This window comes from Sandaracinus amylolyticus (assembly GCF_021631985.1).
Taxonomy (GTDB): Bacteria; Myxococcota_A; Polyangia; order Polyangiales; family Sandaracinaceae; genus Sandaracinus; species Sandaracinus amylolyticus_A.
In genome coordinates, this window is record NZ_CP070225.1 from 444811 (window position 1) to 467007 (window position 22197).

The window sequence follows — 22197 nt, forward strand, 5'->3', positions numbered from 1 at the left end:
GTCCGCGCGCGGTTCGCAAGCATGTACGCGCGCTGCGCGAACGTGCTCTCGCTGGCGTCGCCCGGTACGACGACGTAGACACCGCGCCGGTGTCGCTCGCCGTCTCGCTCGCGTCGCTCCTGCTGCCCGTCGCGCTCGGCGCGATCGCAGGGCGGGCGCGCATCTTCGACGATCCGGCGCGTGCGATCGACGCGCTCAATCGCTTCGCCCTCCACCTCGCGTTCCCGGCGCTGGTGGCCGTGTCGCTCTCCGATCCGCGCACCTCGATCGCGCATCGCCCCGCGTTCCTCGCGATCGTACCGCTCTCGCTGATCGTCTCGCTCGCGATCGTACGCGCCGTCGGCCGCGCGCTCGGCGATCGCGCGAGCACCGAGACCGGCACCGTCGCGCTCGTCGTGGCGTTCGGGAACACCGCGTACCTCGGCCTGCCCTACGTCGACGCGGTGCTGGGCCGCGAGGTGCTGGGCACCGCGGCGGTCGCGGTGGCGATCCACGTCGCGTGCGCGATGACGTTCGGTCCGCTGCTCCTCGCGCGCTGGAGCGGCGGCGGCGAAGGGCAGGGGCGTGCCGCGATGAAGCGCGTCGCGAAGCAGCCGCTGCTCTGGTCGCCGATCGTCGGGCTCGCGCTCCGCGCGCTCCCCGACTCGGTGCTCGAGCCGCTGCGCGCCACGTTCGATCCGATCGGCGACACCGCGGCCCCGGTCTCGATGGTGCTGCTCGGCGTCTATCTCTTCACGAACCGCGCGAGCCTGCGCGCCGACGCGAGCGTCGCCGCGCACGTCGGCGCGCGCATCGTGCTGGTCCCGCTCGTCACGGTCGCGATGGCGATCCCCGCGCTCTCGCTCGGCTGGATCGACGCCGAGGAGGCACGGGTGCTCCTCCTGCTCGCGGCGATGCCCGCCGCGATCACCACGTTCTCGATGGCCTTCGAGCAGGGCATCGGCAGTGATCGGGTCGCCGCCGCGATCGTCGTCTCGACCCTCGCCTCGGTGCTCACCCTCCCGCTCGTCACCGCGCTCGCCCTGGCCCTCGGCGCCCGATCGTTCTAACCGGGGACGCGCCGGCTCCGGCGTGGCACCATGTCGCTCCGATGAGCGAGGCCCGCGGTTCGGTCGTGGTCGTCGGTCGTGCCGCCGACTGCGACGTTCGCCTCGACGAGCCCACCGTCTCGTCGCGCCATGCGCGCTTGCACTGGGACGGCGCGCACGTGCTGGTGGAGGACCTCGAGAGCCAGAACGGCACGTGGGTCGCGGGACAGCGCATCTCGCGCGCGAAGGTGCGCCCCGGCGACGAGGTCGTGCTCGGCGGCGCCGCGCTCCCGTGGTCGCACCCCGCGCTCGCCACGCTCCTGCGGCGCGGCCGCACCGACACCATCACGGCGACGCTCACCGGTCGCCTCTACGAGTGCGGTCGCTGCGGCACCCGCGGCTTCCTCCCACGCACGATCCGCCGCGCCGAGATCCAGTGCAGCGCGTGCGGCGCGACCCTCGAGCTCGGTCAGGCGAAGAAGCAGACGAGCCTCGGCCTGCGCGTGCTCAACGCGTCGCTCGTCACCGCGATCGTCGGCATCGTGATCGGCGTCGTGCTCTTCGGTCGCGAGCGCATCGCGGGCGCGGTGCGTCAGGTCGGCAAGGACAGCGGCGTCGCGGACATGGTCGCGCCCGAGGACGACGAGACCTACGAGGCCCCGGTCGGCAGCCCGCAGGAAGCGGCGGTGCGCGCGGGCCCGCGCGACAACATCATCGCCGCGATCGATCCCACCGACGCGACCACCCGCAACTTCGCGGCGCGCGTCGCCGCGCGCTCGCAGGGCCCATTCAACGTCGGTCAGGTCGCCGCGATCTGGTCCGACGTGCGTGCGCGCTGGAGCTACGTGAACGATCCTCGCGGCAGCGAGTACTTCGCACGCGCGAGCGAGACGATCACGAACGAGATGGTCGGCGACTGCGACGACTTCGCGATCCTGCTGACCTCGACCGTCGAGGCGATCGGCGGTGATGCGCGCGTCGTGATGAGCGACGGAGATCGCGGCGGTCACGCCTACGCCGAGGTCTGCATCCCCGGCGAGCCCGAGCAGGTCGTGCGCGATCTGCAGGCGCACTATCGCCGCGAGCGCTCGCGCACCCGAGTGCGTCGCGTGCACTACCGCAGCGACGCGACGTGCGCGGTGTGGCTCAATCTCGACTGGAGCGCCGAGGTCCCGGGCGGCCCCTACGGGCGCGAGGTGTGGGCCGTCGCGATCCATCCCGACGGCAAGACCGAGACGCTCGCGCCCGCGGCGGGCGAGACCGAGTGAGCGAGGGAGAGCCATGCACCGAGAAGCGGCCGACGAGCGCTCGATCCTGGTCATCGCGGGCAACGCGGAGATCGCCGGCTACGAGCGAGCGACCGGCAAGCTCGTGTGGAAGCACGAGCTCACCACGAAGATCCTCGGCATGACCGCGAAGCTCGGCGGCGCCGTCGAGCTCGAGATCCGCGCCGGTCGCGTGTACGTCACGAGCCGAGAGGCGATCCTCTGCCTCGACTACCGCACCGGCGCGAAGATCGGCGAGGTGAAGCTCGCGTCCTCGTCGCTGCGCCCGACGTTCGTGATCGACGGCGACCACCTCTACGTGGCGTCGAGCACGACCATCGAGTGCTTCACGATGACGGGCGAGCGCGTGTGGAGCGCGAAGCGCGAAGGCGTGTTCGGCAGCGACGGCTTCGCGCTCGGGTTTCCCGGCAACATCCGCCAGGGCGACGAGCGCGGCGCCCACTGACGTGTACACGGGATGTACGGACGCGTACATCCCATGTACACGCGCGCGCATCGCCGACGTCGACTCTTCGAGGTTTCGCGTGGCACGTGGCTCGCTCTGCGGCCTCGCCATGCGTGCCTTCTGGCGATGGACGTTCGTGCTCGTGATCCTCGGCGGCATCGCGCTCGCCGCGGCGCTCGGGTGGATCCCGGCGGCGCTCGCGCTCGACGCGGCGATGGGCGCGGTCGCGCTGGTCGGGCTCTTCGCGCTGGTGCGCCTGCCCTGGGATCTCTACTTCCAGGCGCGCGCGCTCGTGGTCGAACAACGCGAGAGCGTCGCGCGAGGGATCGCGGTGAGCGACGCCGATCGCGCATCGGCCGCAGCGGTCGCGTCACGCCTGCTCGTGCTGTGCGTCTCGCTGCACGGGATCGCGGCGGCGGTGCTCGCGGTGGCGAGCGCGGTCACCGGAGGTCGCGTCGGCTACGCGTTCGCGGCGTTCTACCTGCTCGCGATCGTCCTGCGCCCGATCGAGGCCGGGTACCGCCACGTCGCGGAGCGACTTGCCGGCATGCGCGAGCGAGCGCGTTATCCGCGCGAGGACGTGATGCGCTGGGTCGACGTGGTGCGTGCGCTCGAGCTGGCGCGCGACGAGCACGTGCGGCGATTCGAGGCGATCGACGCGCGCTTCGACGCGACGAGCGTCGCGATCCGCGAGTCCGACGAGCGCGCGCGAGGGCAGGAGAGGGCGCTCGACGCGAAGCTCGATCGTGTGCTCGCCGAGCTCGAGCGCACGATCGCGCGGGTGAGCGAGGACCGCGAGCTGGTCGCCGGCCTACGCGCCCTCGCGCGGCTCCTGCGCACCGCGGGCTGACGTCAGCGCAGCGCGCCGCGCAGCGCGCGATAGAACTCGCGGCGCTGCGTCTCTTCCATGCGCCCCGCGTGGCGGTACACGATGCGCCCCTCGCGATCGACGATCGCGGTGTTCGCCGCGTTGGTGCGGAACGAGAACGGCGCGCGCCGCATCACGCCCTCCCAGTCGAGCAGGATGTCGATGCCCCAGCGATCGACGAGCGGCTGGATCATCGAGCGCACCAGCGTCTGCGGCACCGCGCCGACGTCACCGAGGTTCGCCACGCCGTACGGCACCACGCGCTCGCCGAGGTGGTTGTCGCTCACGAAGCGGAGCAGCTCGCCCTTGAACGCGTCGTTGAGCTCGACGTGCGGGCGGTCCTCGTAGAAGAGCACGACGACGCGCCGGCCGCGCTCGGCGCTGAGCGAGCGCCGTCCGCCGCGCATCGAGTCGAGCGTCGCGTCGACGACGGGCCCCGGCGTGGCGGCCGTCGAAGCAGGGGTGTCCTGAGCACGAGAAGCAAGCGGCGGAAGGCTCGCGGCGGCGATCACCATCACACCGGACAGAAGACCGGAGACGAGAGAGCGCGTGAGCATATGAAAGGATCGTAGCAGGCGTGAGCTCACGGACGCTCGCGCACCGGACGTGCGCATGTGCGCGGGTGTGCACTCGATCGCGAGCGACCCCGGCTGGTGTCGCGCGAGCAACGACTGCGAGCTCGCCGCTGCTACGATCGAGGTCGTGCTGAACGAAGAGGCGATCGTGCCGCTGCTGCCGTCGCGCGACGCGATTCCCCTCGCGACGCACGTGCGTGGCGCGCTGATCGCACCCTCGCTCCAGCTCGTGCGCTCGTTCTATCTCGAGCCCGAGTACTTCGCGGCGCTGCCTCCCGAGCTGCACGACCGTTTGCGCGCGCTCACCGCGTCGTCGTGGCTCACGATGGACGTCGCCACCGCGCACTACGCCGCGATCGACACGCTCGGGCTCGCGCCCAACGCGATCCTCGAGATGGGCCGCCAGTCCGCGACGCGCGTCCACGGCTCGTACGTCCGCACGATCATCGAGCAGCTCCGCGTGACCGGCGATGCCGAGCCGGTCTCGCTGCTCTCGCGGCTGCCCTCGATCCTCGATCGCATCGTGCTCGGCGGCACCGCGGCGGTGTTCCGCGTCGGTGCGCGCGAGGTGCGCGTCGAGCTGCTCGGCATGCCGTTCCTCGCCTACGACTACCTGCGTCACGGATGGGCGGGCGCGTTCCAGGCGAGCCTCGAGCTCGTCACGCGCAAGGTCCACGTCGCCGAGATCACCGCGCTGCGCACCGACACCAGCGTCGCCTACCAGATCGCCTGGATCTGACCGAGTGTCCAAAATCGGCTCGCCGGCGCAGGGCCCTCCCGTCCCGCGTGCGCCGCACGCTCCCGTGCGGGCCCTCCGCCAGCGAGCACTCCAGCTGACTGAGCGCGCGTGGTAGCTCTCGGCGATGCAGCAGGTCGTCGACTTCATCCTCGAGATCGACAAGCTCAAGCGCGTCACCCGCAAGATCCGCCCGCTCGGGCTCGATCGTTACGAGAACCCCGCCGAGCACAGCTGGCAGATCGCGATGCTCGCGTCGTCGCTCGCGCCCCATGCGCCGCCCTCGATCGATCTCTCGCGCGTGATCGCGATGCTGCTGGTGCACGACATCGGCGAGATCGATGCGGGTGACACGTTCTTCTTCGCCGAGGACAGCGGCGCGAAGTCGAAGGAGCGCGCGTGCGTGGAGCGCATCTTCGCGCTGCTCCCCGAGCCGCAGCGCTCGGCGTTCCTCGCGCTGTGGATCGAGCTCGACGAGAACGAGACCGCCGAGGCGCGCTTCGCGCACGCGGTCGATCGTGCGATGCCGGTGCTGCTCAACCTCGCGAACCACGGGCAGAGCTGGCGCGAGAACGGCGTGAGCCACGCGCAGGTGGTGGGTCGTGTCGGGCCGCCGATCCGAGCGGGCTGCCCCGCGCTCTGGGCGCACATCGAGGCGCGCCTCGACGAAGCGCTCCGCGACGGCTGGTTCGGCACGCGAGAGCGCTGATTCCTTGCGGGAGTGCTCGTCCCGCCGGTCCCGGACGGGAGCGCGCTTCGCGCGCGGACGGCAGGGACCGGCGGGCGAGCCGATAGCTCGGTCTTCGACTCCGCAGTTGCGCGGTCCGAGCGAAAGCACCGAAGCTCGGATGTCGTGAAGTCGTTGCAGTACGTCCTTCCGTTCGTCACGTGTCTGATCGTCGCCTGCGACCCAACCGAGCCCGCTTCGGATCCCGACGACGCCGGTCGCATCGATCGCGACGCCGCGGCCCCACCACCCGACGGCGGCTCACCCGAGCCGCTGCGCGATCTCGATGGCACGCCGCGCCTGGCGCCCTGCGACGCCGACTCGCAGTGCGCGAGCGATCCCGCCTGGGAAGCGGGCCGCTGGCACTTCCACTTCTCATGTCCCGCGACGTCGATCTGGAAGGTCGACGTCACGAGCGACGACACGTCGAGCCTGCGCATCGACGCATCGAGCGGCGCCACCTACGGCGAGTCGCCCTCGGGCAGCGCGCACACGCTGACGTTCACCAGCCACGAAGACGCGGGCCTCTGCACCGCGACGGTCGAGCTCCCTCGACAGGGCCGCTTCGACATCGCGATCGTGGAGCTCGAGCCCGCGCTCGACGACGTGGGCTGCGACGAGCTCTGCCTCTCCGACTCGATCGCCGGCGTCGAGCGCGGCTGCGACTGCGACCGCACCTGCCACGACGCGTGCTCGAGCCTCGGCACCGACTGCGGCCTGCCGTGCAACCGCGACGTGCCCGGCTATGCGTGCCCGTTCCTCGAGAGCGAGATCGCCGCGAGCGACGACTGCACGTACTACGAGGCCGACGACGGCGCGTTCGAGCACTTCGGTCGCTGCTACCGATGCGGTGATGGTCAGCAGTGCTGCTACAGCGACGGACGCGACAACGGCAGCGGCAGCTACGACCTCTGCCCGCCGCTCGATCCCGGCGCGAACGATCCCGATCCGAACGGCTGCTCCGGGGTCTTCGATCACTGCGACTGCGACGTCGTTCCGCTCTGCGGGTGCATGGCGGAGTCGGGGAGCCTCGAGCTGTGCGCCGCGTGCATCGGCGAAGGCAACCTCGACCTCACGAGCTGCAACGCGCCGGGCGACGACGGCACGTTCTGCCAGCGCGCCCTCGACGCTTCGATCGCCGGCTTCAGCTGGTGTGCGATCGTCGGCGATCTCGATCGCTGCCTCGATCTGCCGCCCGGCTTCTGACTACTGGCTGGGCCAAGCGCACGCGGTGCGGGCGATCGCGATCTGCGCGAGCAGCGCGGTCCAGTCGGTCGCCGCGCTCTCGGCCGTCGGCGCGCTGCGCCGCGACAAGCGTGTCGCCACGCCGCGCGAGTTGCGCGCCCACTCCTCGGCGAGCGGCTCCAGCGCTTCGGCGTCGGCCTCGAGGCTGCGGCTCCTGCGCACCGCGTCGCGCCCACCGCTCTCGTCCATCGACTCCGCGACCTCGTCGAAGTAGCTCGCGAGCCGCGCGAGCCCTGCGACCCGCACGAGCCGGATCTCCGCTTGCGCCCGCGCGCTCCGACAGCGCGCCTCGTCGGTCCCGATCCGCGCCGCGACCACGTCGAGCGCGGCACTGATCGCCGCGAGATCGGCGAGCACCGTCGGCTCCCAGCGCCACGCCACGCCCTCGAGCCGCTGTCCGCCCGCGATGCGGATCGCGTCGGCGCGCGCCGGATCCACCGGCTCCACGAGCTCGGTGATCCGCCGCAGGATCGCGGCGCGCTGGCGCTCGGTCTCGCGGATCGTCTCGGGGTCGGGCTGGGGCTCTCCGGTGTCCTGGGCGAACGAGAAGTACGACGACTGGAGCTCTCGCCATGCGCTCACCACCCACGCGACGTCGCGCCGCTGCGAGCGCTCGAGCGCGACGGGATCGACCACCACCGGCGCGGCGGCTGCGGGTAGCGTGCCGACCGCGACGCGCGGCATGCGCGTGCCGGGCGCCATCGACGGTGCACGCCCGAGGATCTGGAGCTCCGAGACACACGTCTCGCGCCAGTCCGCACGCGTGCCCGGCGTGAGCTCGACGATCTCGATGCGCCACACGCCGCCCGCGCCGCGCACCGGGATCGTGACGAGCTGCGGGCGCGTGTTCGCGACCGCGAAGCTGCCCACCTCGACGCCCTCGCGCAGGACGCGGATGCGCGCGACGCGGTGGTTGCCGGTGAACAGATCGGTGGTGCCGCCGGGACGGGCGAAGCCTGGGACGATCGCGATGCCCGTGACCTCGGCGTCGGCAGGGACGCGTGCTTCGATCCACGCGCCGACGAGATCGCCGGTGCGCGAGTTCCACGCGGTCGTCGGATCGCCGTCGACGAGACGCTCCACCTGCGCGCGTTGATCGCGATACGCCGACGACACTGCGAGCTCGGTGCCCACCGCGTGGAGCAGATCGACCTGCGCCGTCTGCGCCGATGCGGTGCTCGTCACCGCGAGCACCACGCAGAGCCCCAGCCACCCTCGAGCCACGTCGTTCCGCTGCATGCGCGCAGTCTACGGCGACGCGTGCTCCGTTCTCTCGCCCGGCGCATATGGATCGTCGGGATGAGCAAGCTCCGCATCGACGTGGACGAGGCGCGCTGTGGCCCGCCGAGCGAACGCCAGGTGCTGCGCGGAGAGCGTGTCCGTCTCGTCGAGCGCGACCCGACCGACGAGCAGCGCGCTCACGCGGCTGCTCGGTCAGAGCGGCGGCGTCGCGGTGGTGACCGCATTCGACTTCGAAGGGCCGCCCGACGACGCGCATCGTGCTGCGGCGATCGTTCCAGCCGACCGGCGCGCCGCACATCGTCGCGATGACCGCATCCTCCACCGACTAGGCGCGCCCGGCAGTCGGCCGCCACGCTCATGCGAGGAGCGTCTCCAGCTCCCAGATCTGACCGCCGCTCCACGTCGCGAGCGCGATCCGCGTCGAGTCCGCCGAGAACGATGTGCGCCCCGACGCGTACTCCATCTCGATGCTGGTCCCGCGCGACAGGTCCGCCGATGCGCTCACGCGGAACCCGTTCCCCAGGGTGACCACGCACCACCGAGCGTCCGGCGAGTACGTCACCTGACGCGCATCGAGCTCGTGGCGATCCGAGAGCGCGCCGGTCGCGAGATCGAGGCGCGCGACCCAGCCGTGTCCGCACGCGAGCGCGCCGCCGTGTCCGCTCGGATCGAGCGCGACGTCGTCGATCCGCTGCCCGAGCGTGACGCTTCGAATCGGCTCGAGCTCCGGCGAGAGGAACACCAGCTCGATGCGCTCGGCGCGATGGCTGACGAGCGCCACGATCCCGCCATCCTGCGCGCGCTCCACGACCTTCACCATCGCGCCCGGCGTCTGCCTGCGCGCGCGCTCGCGTCCGGTCGCGACGTCCCACGCATGGACGCCGCCCTCCCAGTCGCCTGCGTACAGCACGGTGCCGTCCGCCGAGAACACCGGCGCCGTGCCCTCGCTCGTGACGCGAATCACGCGCGCGCGTGCGCCGCTCTGCGCATCGCAGATCGCGATACGGCCCGACGTGCTCGCTGCGGCGATCCACCGAGAGTCGGGGGACCACCGGACGTGCGCCGTGTTCGCGAGGATCTCGCACTTCGAGAGGACCTCGCGCGTCGCGACGTCGGTGATGGCGCCGCCGGTCGCCGCGACGACGCGCATTCCGTCGGGCGAGAGGTCGAGCTCGTGCGCCCGTCGCAGCTCGAGCAGCGGCGCGCGCGTCGTCGCGGGCACCGCCTCCGTCCGCTCAGGGTCGCGTGGCCAGCTCCCCGGCCGCGCTTCGTTCCCGCTCGGGTCCGAGGTGAGCAACGACTCGTGCAGCCCGCAGAGCTCGCCGGGCTCGAACGTCTGCTCGCGGAGGATCACGCGGAGCGCATCGAGCGCCGCGAGACCCTCCCGCGTCATGATCGTCGCGAGCTGCGCGCCGGTCACACCCGCGTCGTGCAGGCGCATCGTCGCCGTGTTCGCGTCGCCGAACGGCTCGTCCGGCCGAAGCACGCGCGGACGCGCGTCGAGCGCCTCCGCGCGGTAGGTGACGAGCTGCGTCCACCGCCGATCGCCCTTGCGCCGCGCGAGCCACCTCGCGATCGGCACGCCCTCTTCGTCGAACGCCGCGCACCACGAGAAGACCGCGTCGTAGCGCGCGAGGCGCGCGACGTGCCGGAGATCCAGCGCGTCGATCGGGCCGTGGGTCCCGGGCTCGATCTCGATGACCTCCGGGACCGTGTCGATCACGTCGGTCCAGAGTCGCTCCAGCAGGTCGTCCTGGGTCACGTGCCGAGGGTGATCGACATCGCGATGAGCGCCAGCCCTCACGGTCGCGACAGCTCGTACACCGCGATCGTCCGCGTCCCGCTCTCGACCGCGATCGACCACTTCGCCAGGCCCACGCGCCATCCGTCGGCGGCCATCGCCTCCAGCACCGGAAGGCTCTGGGCGCGGAACGGATCCGAGAAGAGCACCACGCCGCCCGGCGCGAGGTGGGCCTCGCAGATCGCGCGGAGCCGCTCGTGCATCGTCGTCGCGTAGAGCACGTCGCTGCCGAGGATGACGTCGAAGGGCGCGTCGCTCGTGAACGTCTCCCAGTCCGCGCTCCGCACCTCGATGCCCTTCACGCGGTTGCGCTCGGCGTTCATCGCGCAGACGTGCAGCGCGACGTCGTCGCGATCGGTCTGCAGCACCCGCGCACCGAGCGACGCCGCGACGATCCCCGGGACCCCGGTGCCCGCGCCGAGCTCGAGCACGCGCTTGCCCGGCAGCTCGTTCGCGCGGGTGAGCACGTCGTGCGCGAGCGCGATCGACGCCGGCCACAACATCACGCCGTAGGGCAGGCGATCACGCTCCCGCCCGAGGAAGCGCTGCTCGTCGTCGATCGTGACGACCGCGCCGGTGTGGAGGAAGGACCACGCGCGATCCCCCAGCGCGAGCCGGTACTCGTGGAGCGGGATCTCGCCGATCGAAGTGCGGAGCGGAGGCAGGGTCACGCCGAGGTCATACCAAGAAGTCGTCACGAGCCGCTTGCATCGGTCGGGTAGAATCCCCGGAGATGGTCGGAGCGCCGTGGTTCCGTGGTTGGCACTGCGCGAGCGTGATGTTGGCGGTTCTCGCTGTTGGCTGCGGGCAGCTCGGCTACCAGCCGCGCGACGAAGAATGCACGCCGGACCTCGCGCTCGTGGGCCCGGTGCCGGGCATCAACTCGGTCGGATTCGACGACTGGGCGCCCTTCGTGACCAACGACGGGCTCGAGATCTACTTCGCGTCGTGGCGCGCGGGCGGGCCGGGCACCTCGGACCTCTGGGTCGCGCGGCGGCCCGACGTGCAGTCGGCGTTCGGCGCGCCCCAGGTCGTCGTGGGCGTCAACGACGCCGACTTCCAGACCGCGCCCGCGCTGGGCCCCGACGGGACGCTCTACTTCCTCGCGCACTCGCCGCACGTCACGAGCGAGCTCGACGTGTGGACCGCGCGCCGCAGCGAAGGCTCCGCGTTCGTCACGCCCGACTCGCTCGGTGACCTCAGCGCGAACGGCGACGAGATGGACGTCGAGCTCTCGCGCGACGGGCTCACCGCGTACGTCGCGAGCTCGCGCGACGGCGGCGAGAGCGTGGACCTGTGGACGACGACGAGGCCCGCGCTCGACGAGCCGTTCGTCCCGCTCGTGCGGATCGAGGGGCTCGACACGCCGCACGCGGAGAGCTCGATGACGATCTCGCCCGACGGCCTCGAGCTCGTGTTCGCGTCGGATCGTCCCGGCGGGGTCGGAGGGCTCGACCTCTGGGTCGCGCGCCGCACCAGCGTCGACGCAGCGTTCGGCGAGCCGGTGAACCTCACCGCGCTCAACTCGGCGAGCGACGACTCGAAGCCGTCGTTCTCTCCCGACGGCGCGACGCTCTACTTCAACTACGCAGCGGACGAAGACGGCGGCGACGACGCCGACATCTGGACCGCGACCCGCTGCCCGCGCTGACGCGGTCGACAGCAGCGCGGCGCGTGGGTGGACGGCGAAGGGGTCGCGCGCGTCGAGCGACATCGGACGCGCGCCGGATCGCGCGGAGGCCGCGACGCAGTTCGCGCTCCGCTGGGCGTTGCTCCGCCGCACGCCGATCCGGCTGCGCGAGCTCCGCGAGAAGGCCGACGCGGACGCTCCTCGCGCTGCACCTCGCGGGCGCCGCGCAGATGACCGGACACCCGACCGTCGTGGCCACCCTCGCGTCGGCGCTCGGCCTGGACCCGGCGCCGGGCGCGGAGCCGGCCGGCAGCGCCTGAGGCCCTCGTTCGTCGGGCCCGCTCGTCAGCGCCGGCGGCGCTGACGCCGCCATGGTTCGCGCGCACGAGCGCGCGCTCGCGGAGGTTCGCGATCACGGCTCGCAGGATCTCGCGACTCGCAGCAATTCGCGACCCGAGATCGCGTGATCTGCCCGCGATTCATGGCGATTCACGCGGGGCACGAAGGGTGCTCTACGGCGCCTCGTCCGCTCTTCGACGAGGAGGATCGATGATGCGTGCTCGCTCGTTCGTCTTCTGGTCCGCGCTCGCTGCGCTCACCGCGTGCACGCCGGCGCCAGCCGATCCAACCCCCGACCTCGACGCGGGCTCCGGCACGCCGGACTCCGGGCTCGATCCCGAGCCCGCCGATTGTGTCGAGCCCGACGTCGGCACCGTCGACGAGGACGTGAGCGAGCCCGACGACTCCGCGCTCGTTCGTCGCGTGCACGAGCTCGCGCGCGCCGGTCAGTCGATCGCGACGAGCGCGTTCCCCCGCGAGACCGCGGTGCGCATCGCGATCGACATCGACGAGGGCGCGATCCGGACCACCGCCGACGGCTCGACCTACGCCGAGCTCGACATCGACGGAACGACCGTCCACGTCGTCAACTCGGGCAGCCCGACGGCGCGCCCGACGCCCTCCGATCTCGCGCTCCACATCGGTTCGCGCGAGCTGCTCGGCGCCTCGATCGTCGCGTCGTTCACCGAGACCACGCGCGGCTTCGAGCTGAGCCTGTCGTCGATCGACGCGAGCGGCGCGCCCGCGCGCCCCGTCGGGCCGCCCTCGCGCACCCTGCCGCCGGGCTGCCTCACCACCGCGTTCCAGGGCCTCGCGCCGCAGATCCCGCGCGACATGCCGCCGATCCGGCTGCCGGTGCTCACCGGCTGCGAGGACCTCACGCGCTGCTCGCAGATCCGCGCCGCGTGGGCCCGCGCGCACATCGAGACGTTCTGGGCGTACCTGCTGGTCGAGTGGCTCGAGACGCGCTCGTTCGCCGATCGCGAGTTCGCGTGGGGCGCGCAGGGCCGCGACGTGCACGGCGAGCTCACCGCCCCGACCGTCGCGCCCGAGTGGTGGTACGGCGAGTACGACACCGGTCGCTTCGAGCGCGTGCACGAGGGCGTCGAGGACGTGTGGCGGGTCTTCCGCACGATGAAGCACGGCCGCCAGACGGTGCGGCTCTACTGCCCGCCGGCCGGCGAGACCAACGTGTGCAACATCGGCTCGCCGCCCTCCGCGCATCACTTCGATCGCGGCGAGCTCAACATCTGCACGCGCTTCTTCACCGAGCACGACGCCGACAGCCGCATCCGCCTGATGATCCACGAGCCGCTCCACTGGATGTTCGTCGGCGGCGTCGCGCTCCTCGATACCCACACCCACGGCCACGGATCGAACTGCCTCACCGACGTCGCGGAGCCGCAGCCGATCTACGGCGCCGAGGCGGCGCACGAGCTCGCGACGTACGTCGCGCTGAACGGCAACGACTGCCTCCACCGCGACATCGCCTCGCGCGCCGTCGACGTGTACGCGCAGATGATCCACCACTTCGGCCGCGCGGTGCGCACCCGCGAGATGGTGCGCTGGCCGTCGAGCGGCGATCCGCCGCCCGCGCCCTGCGACGTCGCCGGTGAAGAGGGCTGCATCTGCGATCAGGTGCCGAGCACCGGCGCGCCCGACGGAGACTATCTGCCGACGCAGTTCTGTCCCGATCACGAGGGCGAGATGACGTGCGTGACGACGACGTTCAGCGCGAGCACGACCGTCGGCGTGTGCACCCGCTGCCAGCCCGCCGGAGACGGCGGCAACAACCGCCCCGCCGGCTGCGAGTGCGAGAGCGACGAGCAGTGCGCCATCGGCCTCAGCTGCTACGGCGCCGACACCCAGGGCGGCGGCGGCCTCGGCCACTGCTACCGCGACGATCGCGGCCCGCCCGACTTCGCGTGCGTCGCGGACTGCCGGCGCCTCTTCAACGACCCCCAGGCGGTCTGCATCCACGACTACCCGGGTGGCGCGCGCTGCTTCGAGCTCGCGTGCGACGACCCCGACGCGTTCGCGCCCTGCTACGAGAACGGCACCGGCGTGTGCCGCACCGCGTGCGACCCCGAGGGGAACGACTGCGAGACCGGCTGCGGGAGCGAGTGCGTGACCGACGCCCAGTGCGACGAGCGCGGCTACCCCGCGGGGTACTCGTGCGTCGGCGCCGTGTGCACGTTCACCGGCACCTGATCTCGCGAGGCCGAGAGGTCATGCGCGCCACGGGATCGACTCCGATCCCGTGGCGCGCGACGTCTCGCGCGAGCGTCTCGGGGACCTCGCGAGCCTCCGTCGAGCGAGCTGCGAAGCATCCGTAAGTGGCGCGGCGTGCGGGGCGCGACAGTGTAGGTCGGGAGCTCCATGGACCTGAGCCCGTTCGAGACCTTCACGTTCGTCGTCGCCGGGATCTCGATGCTCCTGGCGCTCGTCCTGCTCGCGATGGGCGCGACGCTCGTGCGCTCGGTGAGCGCGAGCGCCGGGTACGCGGTCGCCGCGGCGGGCGGCGTGCGCGCCTTCGTCGCGTTCTGCGGCGACGTCGTGATCTACCGCGCGCGCCTCCAGGACGACGCGCCCGCCGAGGCGCTCGGGTCCGCGAGCTCGTGCCTGCACGCCGTGGGGCACGCGGCGTTCTGGGGCCTCCTGATGTTCGCGGCGGTGACCGTCGCCCGGGAGGCGCGCCGATGAGCTGGGTCCTCTTCGCCACCTATCATCTCGTGTCGCTCGCGGTGATCGTCGGCGCGCTGACGCAGGTCCGCCCCACGCTGCCCCGCACCGGATACGCGCTCGCATCGGCGGCCGCGGTCGGGCTGGTGTCCGCGTTCTGCCGTCGCGCGGTCTCGTCGATCGACCACGACACGATCTTCCAGGCGCTCGAGGCGCACATGCTCGCGATCTCGTTCCAGCTCGTGCTCGAGCGCGTCCTCGTCGGCGTGCTCGCGATCGCCGCGGTCGCGCTGATGGTGCGCGAGGCGAAGCGCGCTCGCGGAGCGCGAGAGGGCACGGTCGATCGTCCCGGCGTCTGACCCGGAGCCTCGTTCGCTCGCCGCGCCCGCATCGGAGCTCGGCGGGCCACCGCGTCGCGATCGCGGTCAGCGCGCGACGACGTGCTCGTCGGTCGCGTCGAGCACCTCGCGCCCGAACGCGCGCCACGACTCCTCGATCGCCGCGACCTCGATGCCGCGACGCTGGAAGCGCCCGGCGATCAGGTCGAGCATCGTCGTCGCGAGGCGCTCCGGGTTGCGGTAGCGCGCGGGGCCGCGATCGATCACGAGGTCCGCGCCCGCGCGCATCGGAGCGGGCACCTCGTCGAGCGAGAAGTTGTTGCCGTGCGACGACGCGTTCGCCGACGAGCCGACCACGATGCGCCCGTCCGCGAGCGCGCGGCGCGCGAGCGCGGTCACCAGCGTGCCTGCGTTGAAGAACGTCGCGATCGTGCCCGACTGCGTCGCCTGCTCGCGAAGGTACGGCGACGCGGCCGCGAGCAGGCGCGACGACGCGCGCACCTGCTGCACGACCGCGATCGGTCGATCGCGCGAGACCTGCTCGAGCCAGCTCCACACGCGCGGATCGCGCGCGACCGACACCTCGCGCGCGATCTCGAGGTCGACGACGGTGACGCATGGCTTCGAGGCCGGGCGCTGCTTCAGCTCGTAGATGCGGCGGATCGCGTCGTCGCTCATCGCGACGAGCCCGTAGCCGACGTCGGTGGGCATCAGCACGAGCCCTCCGTCGGTCAGCACGCGGTAGGCGCCGTCGATCGTCTCGCGCTCGGTGTTCGTCGTGTCCGTCATGGCAGGCGACCTCGATTCAACGCACGTGCCCGATGGGGGAGGCGCGGCAGGCCGCGAATCGACGACGAACGCCCTCGTCCGAGGGCGCGCGGGACTTGCCCGACGCGCAACGCTTGCTCGACCGAGCGCGCGCGCGACGTGCCCGTGAGCACCGAGTCGTCGACCACGAACGGGTCCTGGCCGCGATGGGTGGGTTGCTCCGATCTGCAGGCCGCCGTAGAGCGGCGGCGCATGCGGACTGCGACCGAGTCGTTCGATCTGTCCTGCCCGCCCGAGGGCTTCTGGCGCGTCTACCTCGATCCCGAGTACGTGCGAGCGCTCTACCTCGGCGCGCTCGGCTACAAGGCCTGCGAGGTGCTCGAGGTGACGGACTCTTCGCGGAAGCTCCGCGTCGTGCCGAAGATGAACCTCCCGGGCCCCATCGAGGCGCTGCTCGGCGACGGCTTCGCGTACGAGGATCACGGCTCGCTCGATCGCGCGAAGAACGAGTGGACCTGGCGGATGGTGCAGCCGAGTCAGCTCGACCCGCGGGCCAAGCCGAGGAAGGACGTCGTCACGACGCGCGGGACGATCCGCGTGACCGCGACCGGCGAAGGCCGCTCGCGCCGCACCGACGAGCTCGTGATCGAGGCCAAGCTCTTCGGCGTCGGCGGCATGATCGAGGCCGTCGCGGAGAAGGAGACCCGCGCCGCCTGGGCGAAGGAGCGCGCGCTCCTCGACACGTGGCTCACTCGATCGCGATGAGCTCGATGTCGAACACCAGCATGCCCGCCGGCGAGCCGGCGCGGCCCTGGTACGCGAGCTCCTCGGGGATCCACACCCGGCGCACCTGCCCCACGGTCATCGACTCGAGCGAGTAGGTCCAGCCGCGGATGACCTCCGAGAGCGGGAACGACGCGGGCTCGCCGCGGGTGTGCGAGCTGTCGAACATGCGTCCGTCGGTGGTCCAGCCGGTGTAGTGCACGCGGACACGATCGTCGCGCGTGGGGCGCCGCTGGCCCGACCCCGGCCGCAGGATGCAGAAGCGCAGGCCGTCGCGGCCTCGATTCGCGGTGGGCGGCGGCGCCGCGACGTCGAGCGGAGGCGTGGTGGGATCGGCGCTCGGATCCCAGCTCGAGCACGGGCCGTCCGGAGGCGGCGTCGGCTCGGGCGTCTCCGCGCCGTTCGTGGCCTGCGCGTCGGCCGACGAGGGCTCGGCGCGGCGCGCTCCACAGCCGGCCGCGAGCACGAGGACGAGAGCGATGAGGGCGCGCATCGCGCGGATGTTCGTCGCGCGCTCGTGTCAGGGCAAGCGCTCACGCCGTGTGCGGAAGATCGAGGTGCGCTCGCCGAGCTCCACGCGTTGATCACGTCGCATCGAGAACGCCGATTGCGCCACCGATGTTACTCCTCGGGCTCGTGCCCACGACGTAGATCCCCTCCACGGCGGCAACGGCGCCACCGAGAACGACGGAGGACGTGGACACCATGACTCGGAAGATGATCGCTGCGCTGCAGGTCTCGTTGGACGGCTTCACCCAGGGAGAAGACCGAGGAGAGGCCTCGTGGGTCGACTCGTGGGCCGACGCGATCGAGCTGATTCCCGAGGTCGACACCTTCGTCCAGGGCGCAGGCATGCATCCGGGCTACGGAGCCTATTGGAAGGCGATCTACGAGAATCCCCGGAGCATCCCGCCCTACCAGACTCGAGCTCCCTACGAGCGTGAGGTCGCGTACGCGCAGCTGGCTGCGAAGGCGCCCCACTTCGTCGTCTCCACGACGCTCGACCGCGTCGAGTGGCCTCCCACGGCCAAGATCGTGCGGAACGTGTCGGAGCTGCGCAGTCTCGTGCACCAGCCCGGGAAGAACATCTACGTCGTCGGCGGTGCAACGCTCGTCGCGAGCCTGCTGAACGACGGCTTGCTCGACGAACTCCGATTGATCGTCCACCCGATCCTGCTGGGCGGCGGCAAGCCGCTCTTCGCCGGCATCGATCGACGGCGCTCGCTCGAGCTGATCGAGTCGAGGTCGACCGAGTCCGGCCGAGTGATCCTGAGCTACCGAACCTGACGAATGCGCTGCATCACGACCGCGACGCGCGCGAGCAGCGAGCGCTCACGAGCCTGCGCGGTCCGTTGACATCGTGTGCACGAGCGAGGAGCTTCTGCGCGTCGCAGAGCGAGGGGTGCTCGGCGGCGAACAAACGGGGGCTCGTTCATGGGAGCGCAATGGAAGTCGCGCCGGCTCGCGCCGCGCGCGCTCAAGGTCTGGGAGCGTCACAAGGACGCATCGCCCGCGGTGCTGGCGTTCGAGGCGCCACTCGGCACCTCGGCGCGCGGGTTTCTCTCCATCTACACCGAGGTCACCGCCTATCGCGCCGCGTGGAAGCGCGAGATGGAGGAGGGACGCGGCTCGATGCTCGCGCTCAAGAAGGAGCTCGATCGCTGGAAGCCGCACATCGCGCGCGAGCGCCCGACGTTCGATCTTCGTGAGATCGGCGATCAGCCCAACGTCCCCGAGGACCTCATCGAGGACTCGCTCGCGGCCGCCGACGAGCTCGATCTGATCCGGCTTCCCGACGGCGCGCCCACGCCGTGGGCCGCGGCCGCCGCCGCCTCGATCCGTGCGCTCGCCGACGCCACCGAGCGCGAGACCGACGAGGCCGCCACCGCCGACTCCACGTACAGCCAGCTCCTCAAGGCCACGCGCGAAGCGCAGGTCGTCTTCGAGGCGGAGCTCAGCCGCTTCCGCGCCACGCTGCGCGCGGTCCTCGGGAGCTCGCATCCCGACGTCCAGAAGCTCCGCGCGAACCGCGCGACGTCGAGCGACGAGGACGACGATCCGACCGGACCTCAGCCTGCCGATCCGGTCACGCCGGCGCCCGAGCCGCCGCGCAGCTGAGCGAGCGGCACGAGGCTCCGATTCGAACCACGGCGGCACCGCGACGAGCTCGCGGTGCCGCCGTTTCGTCGTTCGGCGGCCCCGATGCGACGGTGAGCGGCCCCGATTGGGCGATCGCCGGCCCGCGAAGCGCGAGACCAGTCCTCGAATGCGGCGATCGGCGGCTCCGAGGAACCGATCGGCGGCCCCGAGGAGGCGCGCGCTATCCCATTCGATACGGCGCGGCGGCCTCGCGGCGATGATCGGCGGCCTCGAGACGCCGGAGCGCGGCGACGTGGGCGCGCGAAGAGGCGTGGTCGACGTGGGAAGCGACCTGGCGACCGGTTTTTCGAGCGGTTTCACAGCTTTCTGACAGGCGCGGTGCGGTCTTCTGCTGCCCGTCACAGCGTGCGAGCGGGTCCATCGTCCCTGTTCGGCAACGCTGCGCACGTCGAGGACCACTCGCGGACCGGCGACGAGCTGAACACGGACGACGGTGATCGTCGGCGACGACCGCGCGCCCGACTGCGTGTCGGGACGGCCGACGAGACGAGAGCGCGGGCCCACCGGTTCCACGCCACGAGCGACGCGCAGTCCCGCGCCGAGCAGGACACGAGCGACGATGATCAGACACTGCGCGTTCGCGTACTCTCGATCACGTCGGTCATGGCGCTACCCACATACGACCAGCTGATCGAGCCGTTGCTCCGGTTCCTCGCCACGCGTCCGGACGGCGTCCGCGTCAGCGAAGCGCGCGATGCGATCGCGACGCAGCTCGCGATCTCCACCGACGATCGCGCGGTGATGCTGCCGAGCCGACAGCAGCCCATCTACGACAACCGCGTCGGCTGGGCTCACGATCGGCTGAAGCGAGCTGGCCTCTCGACCTCGGCGCGCCGCGGCTTCTGGGTGCTCACGGAGCGCGGCCACAAGTACGTGAAGGCTCATCCCGCTCCGCTCTCGCGAGAGGACGTCGAGGACCTCGCCGAGGTCGAGCGGGGCAACCGGCTCCGAGATCGTGAGCCGAGCGTCGCCGATTCGATCGCGCCCGAGCCCGGTGCGAGCCGTCGCTCCCCCGACGAGCGCATCGAGGAGGCGATCACCGAGCTCAACCAAGCCGTCGCGCGCGAGCTGCTCGAGCTGATCGGCGAAGCTCCGCCCGAGTTCTTCGAGGTGCTCGTCCTCGACCTCCTCCATGCGCTCGGCTACGGCACCAGCCGCAGCGACCTCCAGCGCGTCGGGAGGAGCGGCGACGGCGGCATCGACGGCATCATCGCGCTCGACCGCCTCGGCCTCGAGAAGGTCTACGTGCAGGCCAAGCGCTGGCAGAACAACGTCGGCCGCCCCGACGTCCAGGCCTTCTTCGGCGCCCTCGCGGGCCGCCGCGCGAAGAAGGGCGTGTTCATCACGACCGCTGGGTACACGCGCGAAGCGCGCGAGTTCGCGGAGACGGTCTCCGACAGCATCGTGCTCGTGGACGGCGCGAGACTGACGACGCTGATGATCGAGCACGGAGTGGGTGTGACGCACAAGGCAGTGCGCGTGGCCCACGTGGACAGCGACTACTTCGAAGACGTCTGAGCTACCGTCAGTCGCTCACGCGGACGTCCGTCCCTAAGTCATGTACCGCGCCTGCCCGGTTGCACTGACTCGCATTCGTGAACGAGCTCGAGACGGGTGGATACGGATGCCGCTGGAACCGATTGTAAAAGAGACGCATTTCACGTCAGCCGAGGACATGCTCGCGGCGCTTCGGCTCTCGCATGAGAGGTGGACCGTTCGAGAGTCCGACCCGATGCGCCAGACCTTCGCCTTCCGAGGGCACGGTGACGACACGTGGGCCCTCAGCCCGAGCGTGTTTCGCCCGAGGCCCCCTCCGTGGACGACGATCGTTGACCTCGAAGCAGAGACGAACACGGCGCGGGGCGAGCTCGCGTTGCTGAAGCGATTCCTTCGTCATGCAGACCGCCACGGATTGGAGATCGTCGAAGACCAACAGGAGCTCCGCGACGCGCACGCGCTGACGCGCGCGGCTGAGTCGCCGAACTTCCCCGACCGCTTCATCCTTTCGCCGTTGGCGCTCGCACAGCACTACGGGGTTCCGACTCGGCTTCTGGACTGGAGCTGGAACCCGCTCGTTGCGGCTTATTTCGCGGCTCGGCATGCTGCGGCGCCTCCAGGCCCCGCCGCGCCGCAACGCCTGGCGATCTGGGCACTGGACACAGATCTCCTCCAGGACATCGCTGCCGACCACCAAGAGAAGCAGAAGGGCGACGTTCCTCGGTTCGCAATCGTCACAGCGCCGCAAGCTGCGATTCCGAATCTTCGCGCCCAGGTGGGTCTCTTCACGCTCGACCGAGCGCCGACGCCGACTCCGCTCGATGCCGCGGTGAAGGGCGTCCTCGCGAGTCTCGGCTCAAGCTCGTGGAGCCACAGATTTCCGGTCTTTGAGAAGCTCACTCTAGCGTCCGAGAACGCCGGGCGTCTGCTTCGGTTGCTGGGTGCAGAAGGCGTCTCGGCTGCGAGCATCTATCCCGGCTACGACGGTGTCGTAAAGGGCATCGACGAGACGAAGTACTGGCGGTAGCGGCTATCGGAATGGTCTCTGGGACTTGAGGCGATCGTTCACGACGATCCGCTCCGGGCCCACGTCCACCGTTGTGCCAACCTCATCGATCGGGCTCACGACAACGATGCCCTTCTCGGTTTCCATCGTCATCTTCCGCATGATCGACTTCACGAGCTCCGTATCCTTTGGAAACCGAACCTCCGGGACGCCGTGAACAGTCAGTTTCGCGAGAAATTCCTCGTGCTGGCCTTCTGGAACGTGATCGCGAGCAAAGCTACGCGGCGTGATAGCGATTCGGGAGCTACCCAGCTCTGACGCGAGTGCAACTCGTAGCCCCACGCGCTCCTCCGTGCTCAGCTCGGCGTGATTCGCGAAATCCTTCACCGCGTCGACGAAGGACTGCGTCTGCACGCGCGGATTGCCGGCGAACGTGCACCCGAGGAATCGTTCCAGAAAGAACTGGGCGACGGTCTTCCCACCCGTAAGCTGGTCATCCGTGACTGAAATCCTGATGTCGGCACGGTGTCTGCCCGTCTGCACGAACAGTGCGCTCTTGAAGATCCGCATCTTGTCCGAGAGAACAAGATTCCGAATATGCGAGAGAATGAAGCGAAGGCCGGCAGACGTTTCCTCAGGAGACACGACGAGACCGTCATGTCGCTCGACCTTGAGAACAGCGACGCACGGAGATCTCACCACCGTGCCGACGGCCACTACTAGTAGCCCCGGGGAGTTTGCGCGACTCTGTATGGTGTGGAGATGGCGAGCCATCTCCTGGGAGAGTCCAACGAGATCGCCGGTGCCCCCGGTGAGCGCATGAACCCCGTTCGGAACGGGGGACTCGGTCGAATCCAAGAACCGGGCGTCGAACCCTGCGGTCGGCACGGCTGCTCTCAGCCGCCCGACAAAAAACTGCTCTACGGCCTCGTCGCGTTCAGTCAGATCGGTGGCAAGTCGCACCTCACCGTCCCCCTTCTGCGGCACTTCGTGGACGATCAGTTTCTCGAATGAAAGAGTTCCGAGATCCATCACCCCTCC

24 protein-coding genes are annotated in these 22197 nt (G+C 70.8%); 16 read left to right on the forward strand and 8 right to left on the reverse strand.

What is annotated here, in order from left to right; all coding sequences use genetic code 11:
- Positions 1-89: 89 nt before the first annotated feature.
- From I5071_RS01805 to I5071_RS01820, 4 genes are all read left to right on the forward strand, one after another.
- Positions 90-1049 carry an AEC family transporter gene (locus I5071_RS01805; RefSeq protein WP_236520131.1) on the forward strand — a complete coding sequence of 320 codons (960 nt, stop codon included), beginning with the start codon at positions 90-92 and terminating at the stop codon, positions 1047-1049.
- A 41-nt stretch (positions 1050-1090) separates the two neighbouring features.
- Positions 1091-2296 carry an FHA domain-containing protein gene (locus tag I5071_RS01810; protein ID WP_236520132.1) on the forward strand — a complete coding sequence of 402 codons (1206 nt, stop codon included), beginning with the start codon at positions 1091-1093 and terminating at the stop codon, positions 2294-2296.
- A 13-nt stretch (positions 2297-2309) separates the two neighbouring features.
- Positions 2310-2759, forward strand: a complete 450-nt coding sequence (locus I5071_RS01815; RefSeq protein WP_236520133.1) for a PQQ-binding-like beta-propeller repeat protein — start codon at positions 2310-2312, stop codon at positions 2757-2759.
- Positions 2760-2868: 109 nt separating this feature from the next.
- Entirely contained in the window at positions 2869-3609 is a 741-nt protein-coding gene (locus I5071_RS01820) for a hypothetical protein (RefSeq protein ID WP_236520134.1), read from the forward strand.
- A gap of 2 nt (positions 3610-3611) precedes the next feature.
- Here the strand turns inward: I5071_RS01820 and I5071_RS01825 are convergent, their stop codons facing one another.
- Positions 3612-4184 carry a TlpA family protein disulfide reductase gene (locus tag I5071_RS01825; RefSeq protein ID WP_236520135.1) on the reverse strand — a complete coding sequence of 191 codons (573 nt, stop codon included), beginning with the start codon at positions 4182-4184 and terminating at the stop codon, positions 3612-3614.
- Positions 4185-4251: 67 nt separating this feature from the next.
- On the opposite strand from I5071_RS01825, the gene I5071_RS01830 reads away from it, so the two are divergent.
- The 3 genes from I5071_RS01830 to I5071_RS01840 all read left to right on the forward strand — a co-directional run bounded on the left by I5071_RS01830 (position 4252) and on the right by I5071_RS01840 (position 6871).
- Entirely contained in the window at positions 4252-4941 is a 690-nt protein-coding gene (locus tag I5071_RS01830) for a hypothetical protein (RefSeq protein WP_236520136.1), read from the forward strand.
- 124 nt (positions 4942-5065) lie between these two features.
- On the forward strand, positions 5066-5647 hold the full coding sequence (locus I5071_RS01835) for an HD domain-containing protein (RefSeq protein ID WP_236520137.1): 582 nt from the start codon (positions 5066-5068) through the stop codon (positions 5645-5647).
- Positions 5648-5791: 144 nt separating this feature from the next.
- Complete coding sequence (locus I5071_RS01840; RefSeq protein ID WP_236520138.1) at positions 5792-6871, forward strand: hypothetical protein; 1080 nt, start codon at positions 5792-5794, stop codon at positions 6869-6871.
- Here the strand turns inward: I5071_RS01840 and I5071_RS01845 are convergent, their stop codons facing one another.
- The 4 genes from I5071_RS01845 to I5071_RS01860 form a co-directional block, all read right to left on the reverse strand.
- Positions 6872-8149: an NADase-type glycan-binding domain-containing protein gene (locus I5071_RS01845; RefSeq protein WP_236520139.1), complete on the reverse strand. Its 1278-nt coding sequence runs from the start codon at positions 8147-8149 to the stop codon at positions 6872-6874. It abuts the gene before it with no gap.
- Between the two features lie 9 nt (positions 8150-8158).
- A complete protein-coding gene (locus I5071_RS01850) occupies positions 8159-8332 on the reverse strand; it encodes a hypothetical protein (protein WP_236520140.1) in 174 nt (57 codons plus the stop codon).
- A gap of 175 nt (positions 8333-8507) precedes the next feature.
- Positions 8508-9914 (reverse strand): WD40 repeat domain-containing protein, encoded by a 1407-nt coding sequence (locus I5071_RS01855; protein WP_236520141.1) that lies wholly within the window; start codon positions 9912-9914, stop codon positions 8508-8510.
- Positions 9915-9952: 38 nt separating this feature from the next.
- On the reverse strand, positions 9953-10624 hold the full coding sequence (locus tag I5071_RS01860; RefSeq protein ID WP_236520142.1) for a class I SAM-dependent methyltransferase: 672 nt from the start codon (positions 10622-10624) through the stop codon (positions 9953-9955).
- Positions 10625-10731: 107 nt separating this feature from the next.
- Here I5071_RS01860 and I5071_RS01865 point away from each other — a divergent pair, with 107 nt between their 5' ends.
- The 4 genes from I5071_RS01865 to I5071_RS01880 all read left to right on the forward strand — a co-directional run bounded on the left by I5071_RS01865 (position 10732) and on the right by I5071_RS01880 (position 14963).
- Positions 10732-11604 (forward strand): TolB family protein, encoded by an 873-nt coding sequence (locus I5071_RS01865; protein ID WP_236520143.1) that lies wholly within the window; start codon positions 10732-10734, stop codon positions 11602-11604.
- A 528-nt stretch (positions 11605-12132) separates the two neighbouring features.
- A complete protein-coding gene (locus tag I5071_RS01870) occupies positions 12133-14133 on the forward strand; it encodes a hypothetical protein (protein ID WP_236520144.1) in 2001 nt (666 codons plus the stop codon).
- Positions 14134-14301: 168 nt separating this feature from the next.
- The gene (locus tag I5071_RS01875) at positions 14302-14625 is read left to right on the forward strand and encodes a hypothetical protein (protein WP_236520145.1); all 324 of its coding nucleotides are present in this window, start codon (positions 14302-14304) and stop codon (positions 14623-14625) included.
- Positions 14622-14963, forward strand: coding sequence for a hypothetical protein (locus I5071_RS01880; protein ID WP_236520146.1), 342 nt, complete (start codon positions 14622-14624; stop codon positions 14961-14963). The genes I5071_RS01875 and I5071_RS01880 overlap by 4 nt, the downstream gene beginning before the upstream one ends.
- 66 nt (positions 14964-15029) lie before the next feature.
- Here I5071_RS01880 and I5071_RS01885 read toward each other — a convergent pair whose 3' ends face one another.
- Positions 15030-15731 carry a Sua5/YciO/YrdC/YwlC family protein gene (locus I5071_RS01885; protein WP_236520147.1) on the reverse strand — a complete coding sequence of 234 codons (702 nt, stop codon included), beginning with the start codon at positions 15729-15731 and terminating at the stop codon, positions 15030-15032.
- Positions 15732-15962: 231 nt separating this feature from the next.
- Here I5071_RS01885 and I5071_RS01890 point away from each other — a divergent pair, with 231 nt between their 5' ends.
- On the forward strand, positions 15963-16475 hold the full coding sequence (locus I5071_RS01890; RefSeq protein WP_236520148.1) for a DUF2505 domain-containing protein: 513 nt from the start codon (positions 15963-15965) through the stop codon (positions 16473-16475).
- Here I5071_RS01890 and I5071_RS01895 read toward each other — a convergent pair.
- Positions 16459-16986, reverse strand: a complete 528-nt coding sequence (locus I5071_RS01895) for an FKBP-type peptidyl-prolyl cis-trans isomerase (RefSeq protein ID WP_236520149.1) — start codon at positions 16984-16986, stop codon at positions 16459-16461. The genes I5071_RS01890 and I5071_RS01895 overlap by 17 nt on opposite strands.
- Positions 16987-17198: 212 nt before the next feature.
- Between I5071_RS01895 and I5071_RS01900 the strand changes: the two genes are divergently transcribed.
- The 4 genes from I5071_RS01900 to I5071_RS01915 all read left to right on the forward strand — a co-directional run bounded on the left by I5071_RS01900 (position 17199) and on the right by I5071_RS01915 (position 21177).
- Positions 17199-17780, forward strand: coding sequence for a dihydrofolate reductase family protein (locus I5071_RS01900; protein ID WP_236520150.1), 582 nt, complete (start codon positions 17199-17201; stop codon positions 17778-17780).
- Between the two features lie 147 nt (positions 17781-17927).
- Positions 17928-18611, forward strand: a complete 684-nt coding sequence (locus I5071_RS01905; protein ID WP_236520151.1) for a hypothetical protein — start codon at positions 17928-17930, stop codon at positions 18609-18611.
- A 645-nt stretch (positions 18612-19256) separates the two neighbouring features.
- Positions 19257-20171: a restriction endonuclease gene (locus tag I5071_RS01910; RefSeq protein ID WP_236520152.1), complete on the forward strand. Its 915-nt coding sequence runs from the start codon at positions 19257-19259 to the stop codon at positions 20169-20171.
- 106 nt (positions 20172-20277) lie between these two features.
- Positions 20278-21177: an FRG domain-containing protein gene (locus tag I5071_RS01915; RefSeq protein ID WP_236520153.1), complete on the forward strand. Its 900-nt coding sequence runs from the start codon at positions 20278-20280 to the stop codon at positions 21175-21177.
- A 3-nt stretch (positions 21178-21180) separates the two neighbouring features.
- Here I5071_RS01915 and I5071_RS01920 read toward each other — a convergent pair whose 3' ends face one another.
- A complete protein-coding gene (locus tag I5071_RS01920; RefSeq protein WP_236520154.1) occupies positions 21181-22188 on the reverse strand; it encodes a nucleoid-associated protein in 1008 nt (335 codons plus the stop codon).
- Positions 22189-22197 lie beyond the last annotated feature (9 nt).